At 73.7% G+C, this 25,571-nt stretch carries 21 protein-coding genes and 1 pseudogene; 5 read left to right on the plus strand and 17 right to left on the minus strand.

What is annotated here, in order from left to right; translation table 11 throughout:
* Window positions 1-250: 250 nt before the first annotated feature.
* The 7 genes from D2L64_RS12315 to gltB all read right to left on the minus strand — a co-directional run bounded on the left by D2L64_RS12315 (window position 251) and on the right by gltB (window position 12,080).
* Window positions 251-676: a hypothetical protein gene (locus D2L64_RS12315; protein WP_119575518.1), complete on the minus strand. Its 426-nt coding sequence runs from the start codon at window positions 674-676 to the stop codon at window positions 251-253.
* Window positions 677-692: 16 nt separating this feature from the next.
* The gene (locus tag D2L64_RS12320; protein ID WP_119575520.1) at window positions 693-956 is read right to left on the minus strand and encodes a DUF6244 family protein; all 264 of its coding nucleotides are present in this window, start codon (window positions 954-956) and stop codon (window positions 693-695) included.
* Window positions 957-1,041: 85 nt separating this feature from the next.
* Complete coding sequence (locus D2L64_RS12325; RefSeq protein ID WP_119575522.1) at window positions 1,042-2,007, minus strand: hypothetical protein; 966 nt, start codon at window positions 2,005-2,007, stop codon at window positions 1,042-1,044.
* A gap of 1 nt (window position 2,008) precedes the next feature.
* On the minus strand, window positions 2,009-4,594 hold the full coding sequence (locus D2L64_RS12330; RefSeq protein ID WP_119575524.1) for an FtsK/SpoIIIE domain-containing protein: 2,586 nt from the start codon (window positions 4,592-4,594) through the stop codon (window positions 2,009-2,011).
* A 250-nt stretch (window positions 4,595-4,844) separates the two neighbouring features.
* Complete coding sequence (locus D2L64_RS12335) at window positions 4,845-5,645, minus strand: SGNH/GDSL hydrolase family protein (protein WP_119575526.1); 801 nt, start codon at window positions 5,643-5,645, stop codon at window positions 4,845-4,847.
* A gap of 209 nt (window positions 5,646-5,854) precedes the next feature.
* Entirely contained in the window at window positions 5,855-7,351 is a 1,497-nt protein-coding gene (locus D2L64_RS12340) for a glutamate synthase subunit beta (protein ID WP_119575528.1), read from the minus strand.
* Window positions 7,344-12,080: a glutamate synthase large subunit gene (gltB, locus tag D2L64_RS12345; RefSeq protein ID WP_119575530.1), complete on the minus strand. Its 4,737-nt coding sequence runs from the start codon at window positions 12,078-12,080 to the stop codon at window positions 7,344-7,346. Before gltB ends, D2L64_RS12340 begins: the two co-directional genes overlap by 8 nt.
* 147 nt (window positions 12,081-12,227) lie before the next feature.
* Between gltB and D2L64_RS12350 the strand changes: the two genes are divergently transcribed.
* Window positions 12,228-13,163, plus strand: coding sequence for a GNAT family N-acetyltransferase (locus D2L64_RS12350; protein ID WP_119575532.1), 936 nt, complete (start codon window positions 12,228-12,230; stop codon window positions 13,161-13,163).
* A 177-nt stretch (window positions 13,164-13,340) separates the two neighbouring features.
* Here the strand turns inward: D2L64_RS12350 and D2L64_RS12355 are convergent, their stop codons facing one another.
* The 5 genes from D2L64_RS12355 to trpC all read right to left on the minus strand — a co-directional run bounded on the left by D2L64_RS12355 (window position 13,341) and on the right by trpC (window position 18,710).
* The gene (locus D2L64_RS12355) at window positions 13,341-14,525 is read right to left on the minus strand and encodes an FAD-dependent oxidoreductase (protein ID WP_119575534.1); all 1,185 of its coding nucleotides are present in this window, start codon (window positions 14,523-14,525) and stop codon (window positions 13,341-13,343) included.
* Between the two features lie 13 nt (window positions 14,526-14,538).
* Window positions 14,539-15,612, minus strand: coding sequence for a prolipoprotein diacylglyceryl transferase (gene lgt / locus D2L64_RS12360; RefSeq protein ID WP_119575536.1), 1,074 nt, complete (start codon window positions 15,610-15,612; stop codon window positions 14,539-14,541).
* 197 nt (window positions 15,613-15,809) lie between these two features.
* Window positions 15,810-16,613 carry a tryptophan synthase subunit alpha gene (trpA, locus tag D2L64_RS12365; protein WP_119575538.1) on the minus strand — a complete coding sequence of 268 codons (804 nt, stop codon included), beginning with the start codon at window positions 16,611-16,613 and terminating at the stop codon, window positions 15,810-15,812.
* Window positions 16,610-17,833 (minus strand): tryptophan synthase subunit beta, encoded by a 1,224-nt coding sequence (gene trpB, locus D2L64_RS12370; protein WP_119575540.1) that lies wholly within the window; start codon window positions 17,831-17,833, stop codon window positions 16,610-16,612. Before trpB ends, trpA begins: the two co-directional genes overlap by 4 nt.
* A gap of 73 nt (window positions 17,834-17,906) precedes the next feature.
* Window positions 17,907-18,710, minus strand: coding sequence for an indole-3-glycerol phosphate synthase TrpC (gene trpC / locus D2L64_RS12375; RefSeq protein ID WP_199714513.1), 804 nt, complete (start codon window positions 18,708-18,710; stop codon window positions 17,907-17,909).
* A 431-nt stretch (window positions 18,711-19,141) separates the two neighbouring features.
* Between trpC and D2L64_RS12380 the strand changes: the two genes are divergently transcribed.
* Window positions 19,142-19,393, plus strand: coding sequence for a hypothetical protein (locus D2L64_RS12380; protein ID WP_119575823.1), 252 nt, complete (start codon window positions 19,142-19,144; stop codon window positions 19,391-19,393).
* Window positions 19,394-19,497: 104 nt separating this feature from the next.
* The gene (locus D2L64_RS12385; RefSeq protein ID WP_119575542.1) at window positions 19,498-19,686 is read left to right on the plus strand and encodes a hypothetical protein; all 189 of its coding nucleotides are present in this window, start codon (window positions 19,498-19,500) and stop codon (window positions 19,684-19,686) included.
* A gap of 82 nt (window positions 19,687-19,768) precedes the next feature.
* Here D2L64_RS12385 and D2L64_RS12390 read toward each other — a convergent pair whose 3' ends face one another.
* The 5 genes and pseudogenes from D2L64_RS12390 to D2L64_RS12405 all read right to left on the minus strand — a co-directional run bounded on the left by D2L64_RS12390 (window position 19,769) and on the right by D2L64_RS12405 (window position 23,932).
* Complete coding sequence (locus D2L64_RS12390; protein WP_233558926.1) at window positions 19,769-20,341, minus strand: Trp biosynthesis-associated membrane protein; 573 nt, start codon at window positions 20,339-20,341, stop codon at window positions 19,769-19,771.
* Between the two features lie 232 nt (window positions 20,342-20,573).
* On the minus strand, window positions 20,574-22,127 hold the full coding sequence (locus D2L64_RS12395) for an anthranilate synthase component I (RefSeq protein WP_119575544.1): 1,554 nt from the start codon (window positions 22,125-22,127) through the stop codon (window positions 20,574-20,576).
* Window positions 22,124-22,552, minus strand: coding sequence for a phosphoribosyl-AMP cyclohydrolase (hisI, locus tag D2L64_RS27880; protein WP_119575829.1), 429 nt, complete (start codon window positions 22,550-22,552; stop codon window positions 22,124-22,126). Before hisI ends, D2L64_RS12395 begins: the two co-directional genes overlap by 4 nt.
* Window positions 22,553-22,732: 180 nt before the next feature.
* A pseudogene (locus D2L64_RS28385) lies at window positions 22,733-23,437 on the minus strand (phosphoribosyl-AMP cyclohydrolase); the annotation flags it as partial.
* Between the two features lie 102 nt (window positions 23,438-23,539).
* Entirely contained in the window at window positions 23,540-23,932 is a 393-nt protein-coding gene (locus D2L64_RS12405) for a MerR family transcriptional regulator (protein ID WP_119575546.1), read from the minus strand.
* Window positions 23,933-24,044: 112 nt separating this feature from the next.
* Between D2L64_RS12405 and D2L64_RS12410 the strand changes: the two genes are divergently transcribed.
* Both D2L64_RS12410 and D2L64_RS12415 read left to right on the plus strand, forming a co-directional pair.
* The gene (locus D2L64_RS12410) at window positions 24,045-24,779 is read left to right on the plus strand and encodes an ABC transporter ATP-binding protein (RefSeq protein WP_119575832.1); all 735 of its coding nucleotides are present in this window, start codon (window positions 24,045-24,047) and stop codon (window positions 24,777-24,779) included.
* Window positions 24,776-25,531: an ABC transporter permease gene (locus D2L64_RS12415; RefSeq protein WP_119575548.1), complete on the plus strand. Its 756-nt coding sequence runs from the start codon at window positions 24,776-24,778 to the stop codon at window positions 25,529-25,531. The genes D2L64_RS12410 and D2L64_RS12415 overlap by 4 nt, the downstream gene beginning before the upstream one ends.
* Window positions 25,532-25,571 lie beyond the last annotated feature (40 nt).

Raw genomic sequence — 25,571 nt, forward strand, 5'->3', positions numbered from 1 at the left:
TCCCCGGGGCTGCCAGCCACGGCGCCAGCGCGGATCATCCAATGCTGTCTATCGATCACCGGCCCGCCGCACCCGACTTCGAGACACGACCTAGCTAGACCTTCGCTGCGCCCGCAGCCCCGCCCCGAGTTAGGACTTACTCGTCTAGGGGCCGGGACGACGGTGGGCTGACCGACCGCGCCGGCCATCGGGTCACGTTGCGACCGGTCGCTGCGTCCACGCTCCGGCACCGCCCGCTCGACCCGGGTGGCTACCCGGCCGGCTCCGGCTGCCGGCCCACGCCACGCGCCACGGCGAGCAGCACGTCGCCGTGGATCAGCTCCGGGTCGACCAGGACGTGCACGGCCACGCCCGGCTCGGCGAGCCGGAACGCCTGACCGTCACCCACCAGGCCCGCCCCGTCGTCGTGCGGGAACTCGGCCAGCTGCCAACCGTCCGGATCCCGCTCGTGATAGCTGGCGAGGAAGGCGCGCAGCGCGTCGAGATCGCCCAGCCGCTCCCCGCGCAGCACGTGCACCCGCAGGTCCACCCGGTAGCCGTCGGCCGTCTGCCGTTCCCAGACCCGGGTGGTGAACCGCACGTCCTCCCACTCGGTGGCGAAGTCCGACACCTCCTCGCCGACCTCGTCGGGTACGACCGCGATGTGGAACCCGTCCAGCATCCCGCCGTCACGCATTCCTGCCTCCCAGTGGTCAGTTGCCCAGGGCGCGTACCTTCGCGATGGTCTCCTGCACGTGCTGCCGGGCGGGCTCGCCGCCCTGCGCGGCCTGGGCGAGCGCCTGCCGGTACGAGTCGATCATGTTGATCAGCGGGCCGGCGGCGACGCCCTGCAACGCGCCCGCGACCAGTTGCCGCGCCTCGGCCGCGTCCTGAGCGGCAGCCGCCGTCTTCGCCTTGGCCTCGTCCAACTTCTGCGCCGCCGCGGCCAGCCTGGCGATCATCTCCGCCGCACTCACACACCCTCCCGAGGGCTCGAAGAGACGGATCTCGGCACGAAACCGTGCCGACCGGGGCCGGAACGTACCACGATCCGAAGTGGATTCATCGCATCGTCCGGACCAGGATCAGGTATCCGCAGTAGGCCAGGGGAACGGCCAGGAAGCAGAGCAGGAAACCGAGCACCGGGTAGCGGGGTGGGGTGGCGGCACCGGCCGCGGGTCGGCCCCACCGACCGAGCACCAACCAGCCACCGATCAGCGAGACCGCGGGTAGGCCGGCGCACATCCAGGAGTAGAGGGTCCATCCGCTGACCACGCCGACCCCGGAGGCCAGCACCAGCACCAGCATGAGCAGCACCGAGGCGGCGGCGAAGCCGAGGTAGACGGTGACCGCCCGCGCCATCGGCGACCAGGTCGGCAGCAGCGCCGGCCGCTGGGCCAGCAGCTGCGCCTGCTGCGCGTACCGGTCGGCCTCGTCGGCCCAGCGCCGGGCCAGCTCCAGCTCCGTGGCCGGGTCCACCTCGGCGGCCCGCTGCGCCGGCACCCCGGCCGCCGTCGCGCTCAGCGCCACCGGCAGTGCGCGGTCCGTCTCCCCCACACCCACCTGGGGGTACGCCCCGAGCACCGGCCGCCCCGGCGCGGCGGCTGCGCCGCCGTCCGACCCCGTTCCCGGTACCGCGGTGCCGCCCGCACCGGCCATCCCGGACGTACCACCCACCGCGCCGGGCGCACCCACCGGACCGGGCGGAGCGGGCGCATCCGACGCACCGGGCGCACCGGCAGTACCTGGCCCGCCCGCCGCATGGTGCGCGGGCACACCCGGCGGGGCGGAGACCGGCACACCCGGCGGGGCGGAGACCGGCGCGTCGGTGGGTGGCGCCGTGGCGCCGATGGTCCGGCCGAGGTGGTCGAGGCGTTGGCCCTGGGCGAGCAGGCGCCGGTCCAGGTACTCCACGGTGCTGCCGAGATCCCGACGGCGGTCGGCCTCGGCGGCGGCGCCCTGCTCGTCAGCGCGCTGCTGGGCAGCCAGGTGCCGGGCCAGCGCGGCGTACTCGTCGAAGGTGGACACGTCACTCCTGCCCGTCGGTGCCGTGCTCGTCGCGCGCGAACGGCACGATCAACCGGACCCGTTGGTCGTGCCGGTCCACCAGCAACGCCCGGTCGGCCCGAGGGGTGTACGCGAGATCGTGCACCCCGAGGTGCAGGCCCAGGTCGGCACCGGGCACGTTCAGCGCGACCAGGCAGGCGACGTCGTCGCGGTTCTGGGTACCGCCGAGGTCGTCGGCGAGCCGGCGCAGCCCACGCCACCAGCCGAGCAGGTGCACCCCGTGACCCGGGCCCTGGCGCAGCAGGGTACGCAGGTCGTCGTGGCCGGAGCGGAAGGTGGCCGGATCGGTCTCGGCGAGCAGCCCGGCGGCGGCGTCCATCCCGAAGACCACCAGGTAGCTACGGTCCGGTGTCGAGCCGGGCGACCGACCCGCGGGCCCGTCGTCCACGGGTGGACCGGCGGACCCGGGTGCGGTGCTGGCGAGGGTGCCGATGTGGGCGCGTACCCCGGCGGTGTCGAGGCGTTCGACCCGGTGCCCGGCGGCGGTCAACGCGGCGAGGGTGTCGTCGGCGGCCGAGTCGGCGGCGGCGACCAGCGGGGCGAGCAGGAACGTCACCTCGCCGGGGGCGTGTTGCCGGGCCAGGCTCAGGGTGGCGGCGCGCAGCACCTCCGCGCCGGTGGGCGAGGTGCCCACCACGGCCAGGTGCCGGCCGGGGGCGGTGTCCATGATGAACAGGGCGGTGGTGCCGTCCACGTCGACGGTCCGGCCGACCAGGGCCAGCGGGCGCCGGCCGCCGGGGCGCAGGCCGGTGAAGGTGGCGTCGTCCTCGACCCGGGCAGTCTCGTAGCCCCGGAACACCGACGGTGGCCGGGCACCGGCCGGGCGGGCCTGCCACAGCTCGTGGCGCAGGCGGGTCAGTTCGCCGGCGGCGGCGTACGCGTCGGGGAAGCGGACCAGCGTGTTCGCCCCGGGTGCACCGGCGGCGGTGTTGAGCACCGCCGAGCCGACCGGCAGGGTGGCCGCGGCGTCGTTGAGCGGGTCGAGCACTCCCCCGCCACCGGGCAGCGCCACCCGCAGGGCGAACTGCCCGAAGACCGCCTCGGCCCGACCGTAGAGCGCCTCGATGCCCGTGGTGCTCTGGCTGGCCAACACCAGGTGTACGCCGTACGAGCGGCCCTTGCGGGCCAACTCCTCCAGCAGGTTCACCGATTCCCGGGCGATCGGGTCGTTGCCGGCGAGCAGCACCTGGAACTCGTCGACCACGGCGACGATCCGCGGCACGGCGGTGTCGGCGGGCAGGTCGGCGAGCTTGGTGACGCCGTGCCGTTTCAACACGGTGGCCCGGCGGTGCAGTTCACGGCGCAACTCGCGGAGCACGGCCACGCCGTACTCGCGGTCGCTCTCGATGCCGACCGCACGGGCGTGCGGCAGCCAGGACGGGTCACGTCCGGTGGGGACGAACTCGGTGAAGCTCACCCCCTCCTTGAAGTCGAGCAGGTACAGCTGCAACTCGGTGGGCGGGTAACGGACCGCCAGTCCGTAGAGGACGTCGAGCAGGAACACGGTCTTGCCGGCGCCGGTGCGCCCGCCGACCAGCCAGTGCGGGGTGGCGTCGTCGAAGGAGACGGTGCACGGTTCCCGGCCGGCCCGGCCCACCACGGTGCGCAGCCCGGCGCGGGCCGAGCCGGCCCACCGCCGCGGCGGCAGCAGGTCGGCGAAGTCGACGCCCGCGCCCCGACGGGCGGCCTCGCCGAGGTGGGTGGCGAGGGCGGCGACCGAGGCCGGTGGTGGGTCGCCGTCGAGGATCACCGGGGCGGCCAGGCCGCTGCCGTCGGCGCTGAACGGGGCGTCGGGCGGGTCGCCGACCCGCGCGTACCGGTCGGTCATCCGCAGTGGGGTGGTGCCGCCCAGCGGCGGTGCCGCCTCGCCCGGTCCGGCGGCCGGCCAGCCGGCGAGCAGGACGCAGACGGCGGCGGCCGGGCCGGCGTGGGTGAGCGCGGCCAGCCGGGCGGCCTCCCGCGGTGAGGGTACCGACGCGGCGACGAGCACCAGCAGGTCCTGGTCGGGCCGGTCGGCCTGGCGGGCCTGCCGGGCGTGCCGTTCCGCGGCGTCGAGCAGCGCGGCGACCTCCGCGTCGCTGGTGGCGGGTGCCTCGATGACGCCGGCGTCGAGCAGCGGCCGCAGTGGACCGAAGGTCGCGCCGAGAGCGGCGCTGTCCAGTCCAGCCACCCGGACACCGCCGGGCACGGCGGTGGCCAGCAGCCGCAGTACGAGCGCACGCAACAGCCCGGCCACGGCCGGGTTCCGGGCGTCGGCGTCGACGGCCAGGTGATGACCGGCTCCGAGCGGCACCAGCACGGGGAAGCCGCCCCCGGCGGTGACCGCCTCGCCGAGGCGTACCGGCACCGGCCGGCGGGTCAGCGGCGTGCCGGGGGTGGGGGTGGCCAGGGCGGTGCCGACCCGGTGTAGCCGGGCCAGCAGGTCGGGGTCGGCCGCCGGGGTGGACGGTGCGGGCGCCCGCAGCGCGTCCCGGGCGGCGTCGAGGTGGGTCCGGGCGGCTCGGTGGGCGGCGATCGCCTGTCCGTACGCGGCCGTGAGCCTGCCCAACCTCTGCCCCTCCGCCGAGCGTCGTCTGGTCGGTGAAACCCTAACGGACCGCGGCCGGGCGGGCACGTGTCCGACGCGGGACGTGTCGGCCGGCGGCGCGGCGCGGCGCCCCGCGGTGCGACGCGGCGCGGTGCGGCGCGGCGCGGCGCCCCGCGGTGCGGCGGTGCGGCGCGGTGCGGTGCGGGCACAGTGGAGGGCCGGCGGCGGCCGGTGGCACGCGGGTGCGTACCACCGACCGGTGCGGCTCGGCTCAGCCGGTCACCGCGTTCAGCGCCGGCAGGAAACCGTGGCGGTAGCCGTCGGCGTTCGGGTGGTACGCCTCGATGACGCCGGTGACGTCGCGGATCCACGGCTGGGCACCACAGACGCCGTGGCCGGCGAAGGTGGGTCGGGTGTCGGCGAAGGTGGCACCGGCCGCCGCCGCCCGCTCGGCGGTCACCTCGGCGAGCACGTCGGCGGCCTCGTTGAGGATGGTTCGCTTGTAGCTGCTCATCGCGAGCAGGCCGCACGAGCCGGTCTCGAACAGCCTCGGGTAGCCGAGCACGATCAGCCGGGCGTTCGGCGCCCGGTCCCGGATCGCGGCGTAGGTGCGGTCGAGGCGGGTCGGCAGCGTACCGGTGGCAAAGCTCTTCGCCTGGTTGACCGCGTTGGTGCAGGTGGAGGTGCTGCCGAACCGGCAACTGGTCATCACGTCGGCGAAACCGGCGTCGTTGCCGCCGATGGTGATGGTGACCAGGGTGGTGGTGGCGCTGAGCGAGCCGAGCTGGTTGTCGAGCACGTCGGCGGTGACGGCGCCGCCGCAGGCGGGGAAGCGGAAGCTGGCCACGCCGTTGGCGGCGGCCCACAGTGGGGCGTACGACTTCTGGCTGCGCAGGCAGGTGGACAGGTCGTACGGGCCGGCGCCGACGCCGGAGGAGTACGAGTCCCCGAGGGCGACGTAGTGGATGGGGGCGGCGGCCTGGGCGGCGCCGGGTGCGACCAGCGCACCGAGGGTGGCGGTGGCGAGGGCGACCAGCGCGGCCAGGGCACGGGCCAGCGGACGGTGGGGCATGGCGGACCTCCACAGAGGGTGGTGGTGGAGCCCGAGAACCGCGCGCGTGGCCAAGGGTTGTTACTGGGCGGTAATGCTATCGAAACGCGCCGATGAAGTGAATACCCCGAGGTGCACCAACGACGTACGCCCGGTCGCTGTCGACCGGGCGTACGTCGGGTGGACAAGGTGCCCCTGCTGGGCACGAGGGCGTCCGGAGGGTTCCTTCCTCACACCGCCAGCGGGCGGGTGGCGGGGTGTACGGGGGCCGGCAGGGCGCCGGTGCCGCCGAGGTAGGTGTGGATCGCCGCGGCCGCCGCCCGGCCCTCGGCGATCGCCCAGACGATCAACGAGGCCCCCCGGTGCATGTCGCCGGCCACGAAGACCCCGTCGGCGGCCTGCCAGTCCGGCCCGGCGTCGATCGCGCTGCGGGCGTTGCGGGCCACCCCGAGCTGGGTCAGCAGCGGCTGTTCCTCGGTGCCCTCGAAGCCGATCGCCAGCAGCACCAGGTCGGCGGGCAGTTCCCGTTCGGTGCCCGGCACGACGGTGAGGATGCGCTGCCCGTCGCGCTTCTCGACGGTCACCTCGGCGATCCGGACCGCCCGGACCGCGCCGGTGCCGTCGTCGACGAACTCCTGCACCGCCACCGCGAAGACCCGCTCACCGCCCTCCTCGTGGGCCGCGTACTCGCGCAGGATCCACGGCCAGGTCGGCCACGGGTCGCGGGCCTCGTCCCGGCCCCGCGGCGGGCGCGGGTAGAGGTCCAGCTGGTGTACGCCGGCCGCGCCCTGCCGGTGGGCCACCCCGAGGCAGTCCGCCGCGGTGTCCCCGCCGCCGATGATGACCACGTGCTTGCCGGCCGCGTCGATCGGCGTACCGTCGGCGAGGGTGGCCAGCGCGGGGCGACCCGCGCCGGCCGCGGCGACCACCCGGTTCGCGGCGACCAGGTGCGCCATCGCCTGGTGCACCCCGCGCAGCTGCCGGCCCGGGGTGTCGGTGTCGCGGCCCTGCAACGCCCCGCAGGCCAGCAGCACCGCGTCGTGCCGCGCCCGCAGCTGCTCGGCGGTGACGTCGACCCCGACGTCCACCCCGGTACGGAACTCCACGCCCTCGGCGGCGAGCTGCGCCAGCCGAGCGTCGATGTGCCGCTTCTCCAGCTTGAAGTCGGGGATGCCGTACCGCATCAGGCCGCCGAGCGCGTCGTCGCGCTCGTACACCGTGACGGCGTGCCCGGCCCGGGCCAGTTGCTGCGCGGCGGCGAGCCCGGCCGGCCCGGAGCCGACCACGGCGACCGACCGGCCCGACGGTGGCGGCACCGGGCGCGGCGTCAGCCCCCGGGCCGCGGCCGCGTCGGCGATCTCCACCTCGACCTGCTTGATGGTCACCGGGTCGCCACCGGCGATGCCGAGGACGCAGGCGGCCTCGCAGGGTGCCGGACAGAGCCGGCCGGTGAACTCGGGAAAGTTGTTGGTGGCGTGCAGCGACTCCACCGCCGCGTCCCAGTTGCCGGTGCGGACCAGGTCGTTCCAGTCCGGGATGCGGTTGCCCAACGGGCAACCGTCGTGGCAGAACGGGATGCCGCAGTCCATGCAGCGGGTGGCCTGCTCGCGGATCAGCTCCTCGCCGGCCGGCGGGTAGACCTCCCGCCAGTCGCTGATCCGCACGGGCACCGGCCGGCGCGCCGGCAACTGCCGGGGATAGCGCAGGAAACCGTTCGGGTCAGGCACGAGCCACCTCCTGGGCGATCACCCGCGTTGCGGGCGGGACCGGCAGCGACGCGTCGGAGGGCGCCGGCTGCGGTTGCTGCGCGGCCGGCACCGCGAGGGCGCTCATCACCGCGTCGTCGACGTCCTGGCCGGCGGCTTCGGCGGCCCGCATGATCTCCATGACCCGGCGGTAGTCCCGGGGTACCACGGCGGTGAACTCCTCGACCGCCTCCGGCCAGCGCTTGAGCAGCGCCTCGGCGACCGCCGAGTCGGTCTCGGCGAAGTGCCGCTGCACCAACTCGTGCAGCCGGACCCGCTCCTGCTCACTGGGCGCGGAGAGGTCGACCAGCTCGGAGTTGACCCGGCGGCGGTCCAGGTTCCAGACGAAGGCGGTGCCACCGGACATGCCGGCGGCGAAGTTACGCCCGGTCGGACCGAGCACCACCACCGTGCCGCCGGTCATGTACTCGCAGCCGTGGTCGCCGACGCCCTCGACGACGGCCGAAGCGCCGGAGTTGCGAACCGCGAACCGCTCCCCCACCCGGCCACGCAGGAAGACCTCGCCGGAGGTGGCGCCGTACAGGATGGTGTTGCCGGCGATGATCTGGTCCTCGGCGCGGCCACCCGCGGCGGCGTCGGTGGCGACGAACGGCGCCACCGCGTGCGGCCGGACGACCAGCCGGCCGCCGGAGAGCCCCTTGCCGACGTAGTCGTTCGCGTCGCCGTACAGCCGCAGGGTGACCCCGCGCGGCAGGAAGGCACCGAAGGACTGCCCGGCCGTGCCGCGCAGGGTGAACTCGACGGTGTCGGTGGGCAACCCGGCGCCGCCGTGCCGACGGGTGACCTCGCCGCCGAGCATCGCGCCGACGCTGCGGTGCTCGTTGCGGATCGCCACCTCGGCCCGTACCGGAGTGACCTGCCCATCGTCACCCGCACCGCGCAGCGCCGGCTGCGCCAGCGCGATCAGCTCGTTGTCCAGGGCCAGCTCCAGGCCGTGGTCCTGGGCACGGACGCCCCGACGGGCCGCGCCCGCCGGCAGTTCCGGCAGGTGCAGCACCCGGTGCAGGTCGAGCCCACCGGCCTTCCAGTGCTCGATCGCCGGTGCGACGTCGAGCAGTTCGGTGCGGCCGATCGCCTCGTCGATGCTGCGCAGGCCCAGCTCGGCCAGGTAGCCGCGGATCTCCTCGGCGAGGAAGAGGAAGAAGTTCTCCACGAACTCCGGCTTGCCGGTGTACCGCTCCCGCAGCACCGGGTTCTGGGTGGCGATGCCGACCGGACAGGTGTCCAGGTGGCAGACGCGCATCATGATGCAGCCGGAGACGATCAGCGGTGCGGTGGCGAAGCCGAACTCCTCGGCGCCGAGCAGCGCCGCGACCACCACGTCGCGGCCGGTCTTGAGCTGGCCGTCGACCTGCACGGTGACCCGGTCGCGCAGCTTGTTGAGCAGCAGCGTCTGCTGCGCCTCGGCCAGGCCCAGCTCCCAGGGGGTGCCGGCGTGCTTGAGCGAGTTCAGCGGGGAGGCGCCGGTGCCGCCGTCGTGCCCGGAGATCAGGATGACGTCGGCCTTGAGCTTGGCCACCCCGGCGGCGACGGTGCCGACGCCGACCTCGCTGACCAGCTTGACGTGCACCCGGGCGGCCGGGTTGACGCACTTGAGGTCGTGCACCAGCTGGGCGAGATCCTCGATGGAGTAGATGTCGTGGTGCGGCGGCGGCGAGATCAGGCCGACGCCGGGGGTGGCGTGCCGGGTCCGGGCGATCCACGGCCACACCTTGTTACCGGGCAGCTGCCCGCCCTCGCCGGGCTTGGCCCCCTGCGCCATCTTGATCTGCAGGTCGTCGGCGTTGACCAGGTACTCGCTGGTCACCCCGAACCGGCCGCTGGCGATCTGCTTGACCGACGAGCGGCGTTCCGGGTCGTGCAGCCGGTCGACGTCCTCGCCGCCCTCACCGGTGTTGGACTTGCCGCCGAGCCGGTTCATCGCGATCGCCAGGGTCTCGTGCGACTCTGCCGAGATCGACCCGTACGACATGGCACCGGTGGCGAACCGCTTGACGATCTCGCTGGCCGGCTCGACCTCCTCGATCGGCACCGGCGGCAGCTCGCCGGTACGCAGCCGGAACAGCCCGCGCAGCGCACCGGCCCGGGCGGCCAGGTCGTCGACCTTGGCGGTGTAGGTGCGGAACACGTCGTACTGGCGGCTGCGGGTGGCGTGCTGGAGCAGGAAGACCGTCTCCGGGTTGAACAGGTGCAGCTCGCCCTCGCGGCGCCACTGGTACTCGCCGCCGACGGGCAGCCGGTCGCTGGCGGTGGCGCCGGGCGCTGGCCAGGCGAGCGCGTGCCGGGCGGCCACCTCGGCGTGGATGCCGTCGAGGCCGACGCCGCTGATCGTGCTCGGCGTGCCCCGGAAGTACCGCTCGACCAGGCGGGTGTGCAGCCCGACCGCCTCGAAGACCTGCGCACCGCAGTACGACGACACGGTCGAGATGCCCATCTTGGACATGATCTTCAGGACGCCCTTGCCGAGCGCCTTGACGTAGTTGCGGATGGCCGCCCGCGGCTCGACGCCGGTCAACGCACCGGTGGAGATCATGTCCTCCACCGACTCGAAGGCCAGGTACGGGTTGACCGCCGCCGCGCCGTAGCCGATCAGCACCGCCGCGTGGTGCACCTCGCGGCAGTCACCGGACTCGACGATCAACGCCACCTGGGTACGGGTCTGCTCGCGGACCAGGTGCTGGTGCACCGCCGCGGTGAGCAGCAGCGACGGGATCGGGGCCAGGTCGGCGTTGGAGTCCCGGTCGGAGAGGACCAGGATCCGTACGCCGTCCTCGATCGCCTCGGAGACGTGCCGGCAGATCTCGGTCAGCCGCGCCTTGATCCCGGCGCCGCCGTCACGGATCCGGTAGAGCCCGGAGACCCGGACCGCCTTGAAGCCGGGCAGGTCGCCGTCCTCGTCGATGCTGAGGATCTTGGCCAGTTCCGCGTTGTCGATCACCGGATAGGGCAGCACGATCTGCCGGCAGCTGGCCGGGCCGGGATCGAGCAGGTTGCCCTCCGGGCCGATGGTCGAGGCCAGGCTGGTCACCAACTCCTCACGGATGGCGTCCAACGGCGGGTTGGTGACCTGCGCGAAGAGCTGATGGAAGTAGTCGTAGAGCAGCCGGGGCCGGGTGGACAGCGGGGCGATCGGGGTGTCCGTGCCCATCGACCCGATCGGCTCCGCGCCGGTGCGGGCCATCGGGGCGAGCAGGATCTTCAGCTCCTCCTCGGTGTAGCCGAAGGTCTGCTGCCGGCGGCGTACCGAGTCGTGGGTGAAGACCTCGTGCTCGCGGGCCGGCAGGTCGTCCAGCTCGATCAGCCCGGCGTGCAGCCAGTCGGCGTACGGCTGGGCCGCGGCCAGCTCGGTCTTGATCTCCTCGTCGTGCACGATCCGGCCGGCGGTCGTGTCGACCAGGAACATCTTGCCGGGCTGGAGGCGACCCTTGGCGACCACCGTGGCCGGGTCGAGGTCGAGCACGCCCGCCTCGCTGCCGAGCACCACGAGCCCGTCGGTGGTCTGCCACCAGCGCCCCGGGCGCAGGCCGTTGCGGTCGAGCACCGCGCCGACGATCTCGCCGTCGGTGAAGGCCACCGAGGCGGGGCCGTCCCAAGGCTCCATCAGGCTGGCGTGGAACCGGTAGAAGGCGCGCTTGTCGGCGGCCATGTCCGGGTCGTTCTCCCAGGCCTCCGGGATCATCATCAGCACCGCGTGCGGCAGGCTGCGCCCGGCCAGGTGCAGCAGCTCCAGGACCTCGTCGAAGTTCGCCGAGTCGGAGGCGGCCGGGGTGCAGACGGGGAAGACCCGGCGGATGTTGCCGGGCAGCTCCGGGGTGCGCAGCAGCGCCTCGCGGGCCTGCATCCAGTTCCGGTTGCCGCGAATGGTGTTGATCTCACCGTTGTGGGCGATGAACCGGTACGGGTGGGCCAGCGGCCAGGACGGGAAGGTGTTGGTGGAGAACCGGGAGTGCACCAGGGCGATGGCGCTGTCCACCCGCTCGTCGGTGAGATCCGGGTAGAAGGCGGGCAGCTGGTCCGGGGTGAGCATCCCCTTGTAGACCATGGTCCGCCCGGACAGCGACGGGAAGTACGCCGGCACCCCACGCTCGGCGGACTCCCGCTCGGCCTGCTTGCGTACGCAGAACGCCACCCGCTCCAACTCGATGCCGCGCAGCGGGGAACCGGCCGGCCCGGCGGGAGTGTCGGTGAGCCGGTTCGCGGCGAGGAAGAGCTGCCGGACCCGGGGCATCGCCGCCAGGGCGGTCTCACCGAGGTCGGACGCGTCGACCGGAACGTCCCGCCAGCCGAGCAGCTCCGCCCCCTCGACCAGGGCGTACTTCTCGACCACCTGCCGGGCGCGGGCCTCGGCGGCGGCGTCGTCGGGCAGGAAGACCAGACCGGTGGCGTACTCGCCGGCCGGGGGCAACGGGAAGTCCACCACCGCGCGCAGGAACGCGTCCGGCACCTGGATCATGATGCCGGCACCGTCGCCGGTGTTCGGTTCCGCACCGCGGGCACCCCGGTGGTCCAGCCGGCACAACGCGCCGAGGCCGTTGGCGACCACCGTGTGGGAGCGCCGCCCGTGCAGGTCCGCCACGAAGGCCACCCCGCAGGCGTCGTGCTCGTGGGCGCCGTCGTAGAGGCCGGTGGGGGACGTCACCTGGCCGTGTCGCGGCACCGGCTGGGGGCGGTGAGGGTACGCAAAGGCCACCGGGCCTCCTGTCGTCGTTCAGGGTGGATCATGGTCGGGACGACGTCGGCCCTCTGACGGACTATTGAGTCTACGTTAGGGCGTGGTACGCAAGGCCAGTGCAGATTGATCACACCGTCCAGAGTCTGGGACGGATAGTCTCGCGCGGTGGATACACGGCACGCTAACCTGCTGGCCCGCCTGGAACACTTCTACGACGCGGTGCCCCGCGACGCCGCCCGCGTGGAGGATCACGGCGGCTGCGTCCTGTTCGTCCGCGAGGGTGCCGGCTGGCCGTTCTACGCCCGACCCCGCCTCGGCGCCGACCGGTCACCGACCCTTGCCGACCTCACCGCCGTCCGGGCCCGACAGCGGCAACTGGGCCTCCCCGAGGCCCTGGAATGGGTACACGAGGTGCATCCCGAACTACTCGCGGTGGCCCGTTCAGCCGGGCTCGCCGTACTGGAAGCACCGCTGATGGTGCTCGACCCGACCACCCTGGCCAGGCCGGCTGCCCTGGCCGGCACGGGCGCCCAGGGCGAGCCGGGTGCCCAGGTCGGGCCGGCTGCCCTGGCCGGCACAAACGCCCAGATCGGGAGCGCGGGATCGGGCGGGGCTACGGTGCGGTTGCTGGCCCCGTCGGGGCCGACCGTCGCCGACGACGTGGCCGCTCGACGAGCGGTCGCCGCGGTCGGGTTCTCCGTATCCGGCACCGGTCGCGGCGAGGCCGGACCGGCCCAACGCGACGCCGCCCGCACCGGGCTCGACGTCGCCGTACTCGACGAGGAACGGACCCGCCTCGCCGACGGCAGCCGGTACGCCGCACTGGCCGAGACGCCCACCGAGGGAGCGCTGGCCAGCGGGATGGCCATGCGGGTCGGCGACATCGCCGAGATAGCCGGGGTGGCCACCCTGCCGTCGGCCCGCCGCCGGGGGCTGGCCACCGCGATCACCGCCACCCTGGCCCACGCCCTGCTGGCCGACGGCGTCGAAGTGATCTTCCTCTCCGCGGGCAGCGAAGAGATCGCCAGGATCTACCTACGAGTCGGCTTCCGCCGCATCGGCACCGCCTGCATCGCCGAACCCCCCACCATCACCCCCTAAACCCCACCCCCACCCCACCCCCGCGCACCCCCGCGCCGCAGCTCCGTCGATCATGGAGTTTCGGTCGCCGTTTAGTCCGCTATCACCATCTTTGTCCCGACAGAGCGCCATGATCGGCGCAACATGGCGGGTGACCGGGCACGCGGGGCGCGGAGGGGAGGGGAGGGAGGGGCGGGGTTAGCGGGACGGGGGGCGCCATTGGGCGGCTACGGTGGCGGCGCTGCCCAGCAGGCGAGGGGTGATGGTGCCGAGGGCGGCGTCGCGGGCGCGTAGCGCCAGCCGGCCCCGGGTCTGCAGCACCGCCGACATCCGGCGGGTCTGCCGGACCACGGCCGCCGCGCGTGGTCGACGGACCCGGTCGTAGGCGACCACCGCGTCGGGCAGGGTCGACTCGCGCAGCAGTGCGGCCAGCGTCGCGGCGTCCTCGAAGGCGAGGCAGGCGCCCTGGCCGAGGTGCGGGGGCATGGCGTGCGCGGCGTCGCCGAGCAGCACCACTCCGCCCGGTCCGACCGGGAAACCGTACGCCTTCGGCAGCGGGCGCAGTTCCCGGATCTCCTGCTGCACCAGGTCGACCGGGTCGGTAGCGGCCAGCAGGTCCTCGACCGGGGCGGGCCAGCCGGCGTACCAACGGCGCAACAGCGCGAGCTGCGTCTGCGGCGGCTCGGGTCGGGGCGCACCGGCCGCCGTGGCCATCCAGTAGATGCCGCCCCGGCTGGAGGCACCGGAGGAGCCCCGCTCGCCCAGGGAGGCGGCGCCGAAGCGGTACCCGGCGCCGAGGATCTCACCGCCCACGGAGTCGGGCAGGCTCGGGGCGCGGTACCAGGGGATCACCGCCCGCCAGGCGGCGCAGCCGGAGCTGACCACGGCGGCCTCGGGCGCGAGCTGCCGGCGGATCACGCTGTCGACGCCGTCGGCCGCCACCACCAGGTCCGCCTCGTACGTGTGCCGCCCGTCACCGACCGCCGGCCGCTCGCCCTGGCTCGCGCGGACCGTCCGAACGGTCACCCCGGTACGCAGTTCGACCCGGTCTCCCAGGCCTGCGATCAGCGCGTCGTGCAGGTCTTCCCGGTGCACCACCACGGGCAGCCGCTCGGCGGGGGCCGGCCGGGGCTGCACCAGCCAGTGCCCGTCCGGACGTCGCACCCCGCCGTCGGCCAGCGGGGTGGCGATGGCGTCCAGGCCCGCGCCGAGGTCCAGGGCGCGCAGCGCGCGGACCCCGTTGGGCCACAGTACGACGGCGGTCGGCTCCGGCCGGATCCGGTCGGCCCGTTCCAGGAGGGTGACCTGCCAGCCGGATCGGGCGAGGGCACCGGAGACGGCCAGGCCGCCGAGTCCTCCGCCGACCACCACCGCCGTCCGCATGCCGCCCCCTCGTTCAGCTGTCGCGGTCGGCGGGCCGGGCCGACGCGGTCGAGGCGTCCTCGGCGGGTTCGGTCGGCGCCTCGCCGGTCTGGCGCCAGTGTTCGAACTCCGCCTCGTCGACCACCCGGTAGCCCTCCGGGGCGACCTGCTCGGTGCCGGCCGCCTTGCTGGCCGACAGGTCCACCTGGGAGACGTCGGAGGTGGCCGCCGGCGGGGTGGCGGCGGCCGTCCCGCCGACGGGGATCAGGTAGTCACGCGGACCGCGGACCCGGACGAAGTAGATCAGGGCGCCGAGGAACACCAGCGCCGCGGTCCAGACGTTGAGGCGTACGCCGAAGATGGTGTTGGCCTCGTCGGTGCGCATCATCTCGATCCAGAACCGCCCGACGGTGTAGCCCATCACGTACAGCGCGAACGCCCGGCCCCGGCCGAGCCGCAGCTTACGGTCGACGAGGTACACCAGCGCGGCGACGCCGACGTTCCAGAGCGCCTCGTAGGCGAAGGTCGGGTGGTAGAGCCCCTCCTCCAGGATCGGCTGGCCCGCCTCGTCGCGCAGCGCCTGGCCGCCGTCCATCCGGTGGATCTCCAGCCCCCAGGGCAGGTCGGTGCGGCCACCGTAGAGCTCGTTGTTGAACCAGTTGCCGAGCCGACCGATCGCCTGCGCCAGCGGCAGGCCGGGCGCCAGCGCGTCGGCCACCACGGTGAACGGGATGCCCAGCTGCCGGGCGGCGAGCCAGGCACCGACCGCGCCGCCGCCGACCGCACCCCAGATGCCGAGCCCACCCTCGTGGATGAAGAAGATCTTGAACCAGTCACCGCCGGTGCCGAAGTAGGCCGCCGGAGAGGTGATCACGTGGTAGATCCGGGCGCCGATGATGCCGGCCGGCACCGCCCAGAGCGCGATGTCCAGCACCGCGCCGGGTGCGACCCCGCGCTGGCGCAGGCGTCGTTCGGTGACCCAGCAGGCCACCACGATGCCGGCGATGATGCACAGCGCGTACGCCCGGAGCGGGAACGGTCCGAGCTGCCACACGGCGGTGCTCGGGCTGGGGATGGCGGCCAGGTACGTCGGCGAGGCGAGACTCACGGGTGCACACGCTACCGCTGCCGACCCCCTCGGCGTCACCCCGGTCCGGGCACTCCCGCCAGCCCCACTCGCCGCGATCTTGCCCCTACTGTCGCGACAAACCCTGACATTCCAGGCATTCCGTCGACCAGAAGTGCATGATCGCCGCCAAAGTGGGGCGGGGGTGCGGGAGGAGCGGGGCTAGAGGTGGGTGAGGTTCAGGGGGTGGGGTGGCGGACGCCGTCGGCGAGTTCGGCGCTGAGCGTGCTCAGGGCGGCCAGGGCGGTGGTCTCGTCGGGCGCGTCGAACAGGCAGCGGATCAACGCGCTGCCGACGATCACCCCGTCGGCGTACCCGGCGACCGCGGCGGCCTGCGCCCCGGTGCCGACGCCCAGCCCGACACCGACCGGCAGGTCGGTGACCTCCCGTACCCGGGACACCAGCACCGGCGCCGCCTGCGAGGTCTGGCTACGGGCACCGGTCACGCCCATGATCGCGGTGGCGTAGACGAAGCCCCGGCAGTGCTCGACCGTCATCGCCAACCGCTGGTCGGTCGAGGAGGGCGCCACCAGGAACGTGCGGTCCAGCCCGTACGCGTCCGAGGCGGCGAGCCACTCCCCGGCCTCCTCGGGGATCAGGTCCGGGGTGATCAGCCCGGTGCCGCCGGCCGCAGCGAGATCCCGGGCGAACGCCTCGACGCCGTACCGCTCGATCGGATTCCAGTAGGTCATCGTGACCACCGGCGCGCCGGTGGCCGCGACCTCCTCGACGATCCGCAGGGTGTCCCGGGTGCGTACGCCGCCGGCCAGGGCGATGTCGCTGGCCCGCTGGATGACCGGACCGTCCATCACCGGATCGGAGTACGGGATCTCCACCTCGATCACGTCGACCCCGGCGGCGACCATCGCCTTCATCGCGGCGATGCTGCCCTCGACGGTGGGGAACCCGGCCGGCATGCAGCCGACCAGCACCGCCCGGCCGTCGGCCCGCGCCTTGTCGAACGCCACCCCGATCCGGCTCATGCCGACTCCCCGTCCAGGATCCCGAAGTACCCACCGGCGGTGTGCACGTCCTTGTCGCCCCGACCGGAGAGGTTGACCACGATGGTGGGCTCCCGACCCAGCTCGGCGGCGAGCTTCCCGGCCACGGCCAGGGTGCCGGCGAGGGCGTGCGAACTCTCGATCGCCGGGATGATCCCCTCGGTACGACAGAGCAGTTCGAACGCGGCCATCGCCTCGTCGTCGGTGACCGGCAGGTAGCGCGCCCGACCCGTGTCGTGCAGCCAGGCGTGCTCCGGACCCACTCCGGGGTAGTCCAGGCCGGCGGAGATCGAGTGCGACTCCACGGTCTGCCCGTCGGCGTCCTGCAGCACGAAGGTGCGGGTGCCGTGCAGCACCCCGGTGGAACCGCCGGTGATGCTGGCCGCGTGCCGGCCGGTGGTGACGCCCTCGCCGCCGGCCTCGAAGCCGTACAGCCGCACCTGCGGGTCGTCGACGAAGGCGTGGAAGATGCCCAGCGCGTTGGAGCCGCCACCGACGCAGGCGGTGACCGCGTCCGGCAGCGCGCCGGTCAGCTCCAGGCACTGTGCCCGGGCCTCGTCGCCGATGCCGCGGACGAAGTCGCGGACCAGCGCCGGGAACGGATGCGGACCGGCGGCGGTGCCGATCAGGTAGTGGGTGTCGTCGACGTTGGCGACCCAGTCCCGCATCGCCTCGTTCATCGCGTCCTTGAGCGTGCGGGAACCGTTCGTCACCGGCACGACGGTGGCGCCGAGCATCCGCATCCGGGCCACGTTCAGCGCCTGCCGCTCGGTGTCGACCTGCCCCATGTAGACCACGCAGTCCAGGTCGAACAGGGCCGCGGCGGTGGCGGTGGCGACGCCGTGCTGACCGGCACCGGTCTCGGCGATCACCCGCTTCTTGCCCATCCGGCGGGTCAACAACGCCTGGCCGAGCACGTTGCGTACCTTGTGCGCGCCGGTGTGGTTGAGATCCTCGCGCTTGAGCAGCACCCGGGCACCGGCCCGGGCGGAGAACCGGCGCGCCTCGTACAGCCGCGACGGGGTGCCGGCGTAGTCCTGCAGCAGACCGGCGAACTCGGCCCGGAACGTCCCGTCGGCCATCGCCGCGCGGTGCGCCGCCGCCAACTCGTCGAGGGCGGCGACCAGGGCCTCCGGTACGAACCGGCCGCCGAAGCGACCGAAGTGACCGGCGGCGTCGGGCAGCGCAGCGGGGGCGCTCATGCCGGGGCCGCGCTGACTCGATGACACGCGCTCATCGCGGGAATCCTCTCCCTGTGCGGGACCGGCGCGCAGCTCAGCGCACCGGGCGGGGCGTGGCGGGGTGGTTGCCGGCGTTGACCAGCTCGGCCACCGCCTCCCGGGGGCTCTTCTGGGTGACCAGTCCCTCGCCGACGAGCACCGCGTCGGCACCGGCCGAGGCGTACCGGATCAGATCGTGCGGACCCCGCACCCCGGACTCGGCGATCTTGACGACGCTGCTCGGCAGCCCGGGCGCGATCCGCTCGAACACCGACCGGTCTACCTCCAGCGTACGCAGGTCACGGGCATTGACCCCGATCACCTGCGCGCCGGCCTCGAGGGCCCGGTCGGCCTCTTCCTCGTCGTGCACCTCGACCAGCGCGGTCATGCCCAGCGACTCGATCCGCTCCAGCAGGCCGACCAGCGCGTTCTGCTCCAGCGCGGCGACGATGAGCAGCACCAGGTCGGCACCGTGCGCACGGGCCTCGTGCACCTGGTAGCTGGAGACCACGAAGTCCTTGCGCAGGACCGGGATGTTCACCGCGGCCCGCACGGCGGCGAGGTCGTCCAACGAACCGCCGAACCAGCGCCCCTCGGTAAGCACGCTGATCGCCCGGGCACCACCGGCGGCGTACTCACCGGCCAGGTCGGCCGGATCGGCGATCTCAGCCAACTTGCCCTTGGACGGCGAGGAGCGCTTCACCTCGGCGATGACGGCGACGCCCGGCCGCCGCAGGGCCGCGTACGCGTCCAGCGGTGGCGCAGCGGCGGCGGCGAGTTCGCGGATCCGCTCCAGCGGAACCTGCTCCTGCCGCCGGGCCACGTCCTCCCGGACGCCGGCCAGGATCTCGTCGAGCACGCTGGTGGGCGCGGCCGAAGCGGCGTCGTCCCCCTCCGCGTGCGCATGCTCAGCAGTCACCATCGGACTCCCCTCTCCGGGTGTCATGGGCCGATGCTAGGGGGCTCGACCTGGCACCGAGCGCCGGGGGTATGGCGCTCCTCACGAAATGGGCTGGGGCATAATGGCCGACTTGCGCGAACGCGCTGTGACTCTACGTCACCAGCCCATCGACGATCAACCATATCGGCCCGACCGGCGACTCTCACCACGACCGGCGTCGATGCTGTGAGCAAGCTCAAGGACGAACGGCCCTTTGCCTGGTCAGGGCCGCTGCCGCAGAGTTGACGGCGCAGTCATCACGACGAAACCTCAACCGCGCAGCATCTACCTCGGGCAGACTCGATGACGCGCCTGCCCCACCATCACGACGATCTCTCCCCGGGGTGATCATGACTTCCTCCGCGCCGCACCAGACCATCGGGCTCACCACCATCTCGCGCACCGTCGCGTCGCTCGCCGTCGGTGTCGTACACACGCTGGAGCGCGCCATGGTCGGCCCGGACCGGATGCGGACCGCGCGCGGCAACGCCTGGGAGGCCATCTGCGCCGACCGCGCCCGCGCCGACCAACGCGCCGCCCTGGACCGGCTGGTGGCCGAGTTGGCCGCGACCCCGCTCCGCGACCGGCAGCCGGTCGCCTAACCGCCCCGCCTCCCACCGAACTCGACCGGCGCCCGGGTGGCGACCACCGTCCCGACCGCGCCCGACGGCGAACCTCACCGACCGGCGCAATCCCGACGAGGCCCATGATCACGCCCGATCAGACCGGCGCAATCCCGACGAAGCCCATGATCACGCCCGATCAGACCGGCGCAATCCCGACGAAGCCCATGATCACGCCCGATCAGACCGGCGCAATCCCGACGAAGCCCATGATCACGCCCGATCAGGGATCGAGTGGTCTCGCAACGACCGCCAGGCCACTCGATCCCTGATCGAGCACGATCTTGCGCCGCCAGCCCCCCGGGACCGCGCGAAACGGCGTGCAAGCTGGGCGCTGCGCCGCCGGGGGCGGCCTCAGCGCACCGTCGGGTCCTCGCCCCGGTCCAACGCCTCCCAGGCGTCCGCCGTGCCGGCCCCCTGGATCGGGCCGCCCGGCTCGACCGGCCGGCGTGACCGCCGCTCGTAGCGGGCGCCCATCGCCGGCCACCGCTGGCCACGCAGGGCCGTCAGCAGTCCACCGGCCGCGACCAGCAGCCCGCCGAACAGGCAGAGCGCCGGCCAGTGCCAGACCACCCGGCCACCGAAGTCGGCGACCAGGCCGTAGACCCCGCCCGCCGCCACCGTCAGACCGAGCAGTGCCAGCAGCCCACCCAACACCCGGCGCAGGCGGCCCCGGGTGGCCAGCACCGCGCCCCCACCGGCCAGTCCGACCAGCGCCAGCGCCGACAGCCAGGGCAACAACTGCGCGCCGGTCCGTCCCTCGGCCAGCAACGGCATCGGATCCTGGCGGACGACCTCGACCGACTCCCAGGTGGCCGAGGTCGCCCAGACCGCCAGTCCCGCGCCGGCCAGGCAGAGCAGCACGGCGTACGCCAACCCACGCCGGCCCGCCACGGGCGCCCCGGGCACCGCCGAACCGCCGCTCACGGGTTGGACCCTTCGCTCACGACTGCGGGACTCCGCTGCGCTGCGTTCCTCGCGCTCACCGGACCAACCCTTCGCTCACGACCGCGGGACTCCGCTGCGCTGCATTCCTCCCGCTCACCGGACCAACCCTTCGCTCACGACTGCGGGACTCCGCTGCGCTGCATTCCTCCCGCTCACCGGACCAACCCTTCGCTCACGACTGCGGGACTCCGCTGCGCTGCGTTCCTCGCGCTCACCGGGCCGGCCTGAGGGTTTCGGCGGTGGCGATGGCCGCCAGTACCGCGGCGGCCTTGTTCCGGGTCTCCTGGTCCTCGGCGGCCGGGTCGGAGTCGGCCACCACCCCTGCGCCAGCCTGCACGTACGCCCTTCCGGCGCGGATCAGCGCGGTCCGGATCGCGATGGCCATGTCGAGGTCGCCGCCGAAACCGAAGTAGCCGACCGTGCCGCCGTAGAGGCCCCGGCGTACCGGTTCGAGTTCCTCGATGATCTCCATGGCGCGCACCTTGGGCGCGCCCGAGAGGGTGCCCGCCGGGAACGTCGCGGCGAGTGCGTCGAAGGCCGTGCGGTCCTCGCGCAGGGTGCCGACCACCGTCGAGACGATGTGCATCACGTGGCTGTACCGCTCGATGGTGGCGAACTCCGGCACCTCGACGGTGCCCGGCCGGCAGACCCGGCCCAGGTCGTTGCGGCCCAGGTCGACCAGCATCACGTGCTCGGCACGTTCCTTCGGGTCGGCGAGCAGTTCGGCGGCCAGCCGGGCGTCGGCCTCCGGGGTGGCGCCGCGCGGCCGGGTACCGGCGATCGGGTGCAGCAGGGCCCGCCGCTGCCCGTCGGTCTCGCCCGTCACCTTCAGGTGCGCCTCGGGCGAGGAACCGACGATGTCGAAGTCGTCGAAGCGCAGCAGGTACATGTACGGACTGGGGTTGGTGGTACGCAGCACCCGGTAGACGTCCAGCGGGTCGGCGTCGGTGTCGCGTTCGAAGCGCTGGGCGAGCACGATCTGGAAGCACTCGCCGGCCCGGATCGCCTCCTTCGCCGCCTCGACCGCCTTCGGGTAGCCGCCGTCGGGGGTGCGGCTGCGGACCGGGCCGGCCGGTGGGCGACGCACGGTGGCGACCATCGGCGGGATGGGCCGGGACAGCGCCGTGGTCATCGCGTCCAGCCGCCCCACCGCGTGGTGGTACGCGGCGGCGACCAGCGCCGTGCGGTCCGGGGCGTCCGGTGGCGGCAGGACCGCGTTGGCGACCAGGATGGCGGAGCCGTCGAAGTGGTCCAGCACGACCAGGTCGGTGGCGAGCATCATGCCCAGCTCGGGCAGGGCCAGGTCGTCCTCGGTGAGCGCGGGCAGGCGCTCGAACCGGCGGATCAGGTCGTAGCCGAGGTAACCCACCATGCCCCCGGTCAGCGGGGGCGTCCCGGCGTCCGGGTCGCCGGGCGGACCGGCCAGCGCGGCCACCGTCGCCCGCAGCACCGCGACCGGGTCGCCGGTGGTCGGCAGTCCGGCCGGGGGCGTACCGAGCCAGGCGGCGACGCCGTCCCGTTCGACCAGGGTGGCGCTGCTGCGTATGCCGATGAAGGAGTACCGGGACCAGGCCAGCCCCGCCGATCCGGCGCCCTGCTCGGCGGACTCCAGCAGGAACGTGCCCGGGCCGCCGGCGAGCTTGCGGTAGACCCCGACCGGGGTCTCCGCGTCGGCGAGCAGCCGCCGGGTCACCGGCACCACCCGCCACCGACCGGCCAGTTCGGTGAAGGTGTTCTCGTCCGGGCTGACCGTGCCGTCGGTCACGACGCCACCTCGCCGGAGCTGACCGGCAGCTCGGTGGAGAAGCAGGTGCGCTGACCGGTGTGGCAGGCGGCACCGACCTGGTCGACGCTGACCAGCACGGCGTCGCCGTCGCAGTCGATCGCCACCGAGCGGACGTACTGGTGGTTGCCGGAGGTGGCGCCCTTGACCCAGTACTCCCGCCGGCTGCGCGACCAGTAGGTGGCCCGGCCGGTGGTGAGGGTGCGGTGCAGGGCCTCGTCGTCCATCCAGGCCACCATCAGCACCTCGCCACTGTCGTGCTGACGGACCACGGCGGCCACCAGTCCGTCGGGGGTACGCCGCAGCCGGGCGGCGATCTCCGGGTCGAGCCGGGACGGCCGGTCCGGACCGTCGGGCGGCGGCACTTCGAGGTGGGCGCCGGTCACCGGCGCGTCAGGTACGGGCACAGTGACCCATTGTCCCGCACGCGGCGCGGGTACCCCAGCGGGCTCCCGGCTGACGGACGACACCGGCCCGGCGGGCCGCGTCAACTGGGCCACGTAACGGTCCAGCCGGCCGTCGAGCAGGGCGTCGGCGAGGTCCCGGCCGCCCACCTCGGCCACCTCGGCGGCGTACGGACGGACCAGCGGAAGGGTGCCGGTCACCAGCCGGGCCGCGGCCGCGCAGAGCTGGGCGGTGGTGCCGGGGCGCAGCCCGAGGCAGCGCAGCATGTCCTCGCGGTAGCCGGCCGGCGCGACCGGCAGGTCGAGCGCGGCGGCGAACGCCGACCGGCGGGACACCACCCGCACCGACGGGTTCGCCAGCCGCAGCACCGAGGGGCAGAGGCGGGCCAGGTCGGCGGCGGCCAGTCGGACGCCCAGCGCGTCGGCGGCGGCACGGGCCGCGGCGACCTTGCCGAGGGTGGCGATCAACTCTTCCAGCCGGGGTTCGTCCGCGGGCTGGCAGAGCACCGGCAGGTCGATCCGGTGCCGCCAGTACGGATCCGCCCAGAGCAGCCGGGCGGGGGCCGTCACCGGCAGGCCGAACGCCCAGTCGGCCGGCTCACCGAGCCGGGTCACCCAGGACCGGACGTCCCGGGCAGCGACCGAGACGTGGGTCAACCGACCGGAGTGCTCCGCGAAGTACGCCTGCCGGGCGGCGTACGGCGCGCCGCCGACCAGCACGTCGACGTCGACGTCGCTGTGCGCGGTGGCGGCGCGACGGGCGTGGCTGCCGCGGAGCAGGATGCCCACCACGGGCCGGTCGGCGCTCGCCCGCAGCCGCGCGGTCCAGTCGTCGAAGAACCTACTGTCCGGTGACGGAGCGTGATCCACTGCGCCATCCTGTCGCACGTCCGATCAGGGCGCAATGACCGATGACGGACCCAGTGTCCGATACGATGGCTGTCGCCCGTGGTATGGCTTTGACGCCTTACGGGCCTTTCGGGCGTACGGTCAATCCGCCCCGCCCGACTCCATCCGGCGATAGGCGTCCACCTTGAAGTCGAGCACCTTGAGATCCTCCGCCAACTCGGCCATCCGGCGCCGCACCCGCACCCGGTGCTCCTCGAAGAGGGCCCGCCGGGCGCCGAGCGTGCCGTCACCCTGCCGGGCCAGCTCGACGTAGCGGCGCATGTCGCGCACCGGCATCCCGGTGCGACGCAGCCGGGTCAGCAGCATCAGCCAGTCCAGGTCCCGCTGGGTGTAGCGACGCCGCCCGGCCGAGTCCCGGTCGACCGGGGCGACCAGCCCCTCCTGCTCGTACCAGCGCAGCGTGGAGGCCGTCAGGCCGACCCGCTCGGCCGCCTCGCCGACGGTCAGGGCCGTCTCCCGCGTACCGATCTCCATCTCGCCAGGGTCTCAGCCACCGTCAATGCCCCGGCCGGGGCCCTTGCTCCGGCGCCTGGATTTCATCTAGCGTTGATTTCAACAGTTGATGAGTTTTATGGAGGTGGGTGCGATGGACCACGTGATCGCCGTCCGTGGCCTGGTCGTGGACCGGGGCCGGCGGCGGGTGCTGGACGGCATCGACGCCGCCGTCCCGCGCGGCTCGGTCACCGGGCTGCTCGGGCCGAGCGGGAGCGGCAAGACGACGCTGATGCGGGCGATCGTCGGCGTCCAGGTGATCGCGGCCGGCACGGTGACCGTGCTGGGCCAGCCGGCCGGTTCGGCGGGGCTGCGCCACCGGGTCGGCTACCTGACCCAGGCGCCGAGCGTCTACGCCGACCTGACGGTCCGGGAGAACGCCCGCTACTTCGCCGCCCTGCACGGCCGTGGCCGGGCCGAGGCGGACCACGCCGTCGCCGACGTCGGTCTCGCGTCGGCGGCCCGGCAGCTGGTCGGCAGCCTCTCCGGCGGCCAGCGCAGTCGGGCATCGCTGGCCTGCGCCCTGGTCGGCGAGCCGGAACTGATCGTGCTCGACGAGCCCACGGTCGGCCAGGACCCGGTGCTGCGGGCCGACCTCTGGGCCCGTTTCCACGCCCTGGCCGCGGCCGGGACGACGCTGCTGGTGTCGAGTCACGTGATGGACGAGGCGGCCCGCTGCGACCGGCTGCTGCTCATCCGGGAGGGGCGGCTGATCGCCGACGACACGCCGGACGCGGTCCGGGCCGCCGCCGGGGTGGACGACCTCGACGAGGCGTTCCTGCGGCTGATCCGGGCCGGCGAGCCCGAGCACACCGGGGAGGCGTCGTGAACCCGCGGATCCTCGCTGCCACCGTCGGACGCATCCTGCGCCAACTGCGCCACGACCGGCGCACCGTGGCCCTGCTGGTGGTGGTGCCCACCGCCCTGCTCACCCTGGTCTACTACATGTACGCCGACCAGCCCACCCCACCCGGCGCGCCGTCGGCTTTCGACCGGATCGCGTTGGTGATGCTCGGCTTCTTCCCGTTCATCATCATGTTCCTGGTGACCAGCATCGCCATGCTCCGCGAGCGGACCAGCGGCACGCTGGAACGACTGCTCACCACCCCGCTGGCCAAGACCGACCTGCTCTTCGGCTACGGCATCGCCTTCGGGCTGGCCGGCGCCGCGCAGGCCACCATCGCCTCGGCCGGGGCGTACTGGGTCTTCGGCCTGCAGACCGCCGGCAGCAGCGGGCTGGTGATCATGATCGCCGCGCTGAACGCGGTGCTCGCCGTCGCCCTCGGGCTGCTCTGCAGCGCTTTCGCCCGTACCGAGTTCCAGGCCGTACAGTTCATGCCGGTCGTGGTGGCGCCACAGCTGCTGCTCTGCGGACTGTTCGTACCCCGCGAGCAGATGGCGGGCTGGTTGCAGGCGGTGAGCGACGTGCTGCCCCTGACGTACGCCGTCGAGGCGCTCCAGGAGGTCGGGGCGCACGCGGAACCGACCGGCACGATGTGGCGTGACGTGGTCGTGGTCGGCGGTGCGGCGGTGCTCGCGCTGGTGCTCGCCGCGGCCACCCTGCGGCGGCGCAGCGGCTGACGACGGCGCGGCGCCCGCGGGCGCGGGCATCCAGCGAGTG

Origin of the sequence: Micromonospora radicis (assembly GCF_003583405.1) — a bacterium.
Classification (GTDB): domain Bacteria; phylum Actinomycetota; class Actinomycetes; order Mycobacteriales; family Micromonosporaceae; genus Micromonospora; species Micromonospora radicis.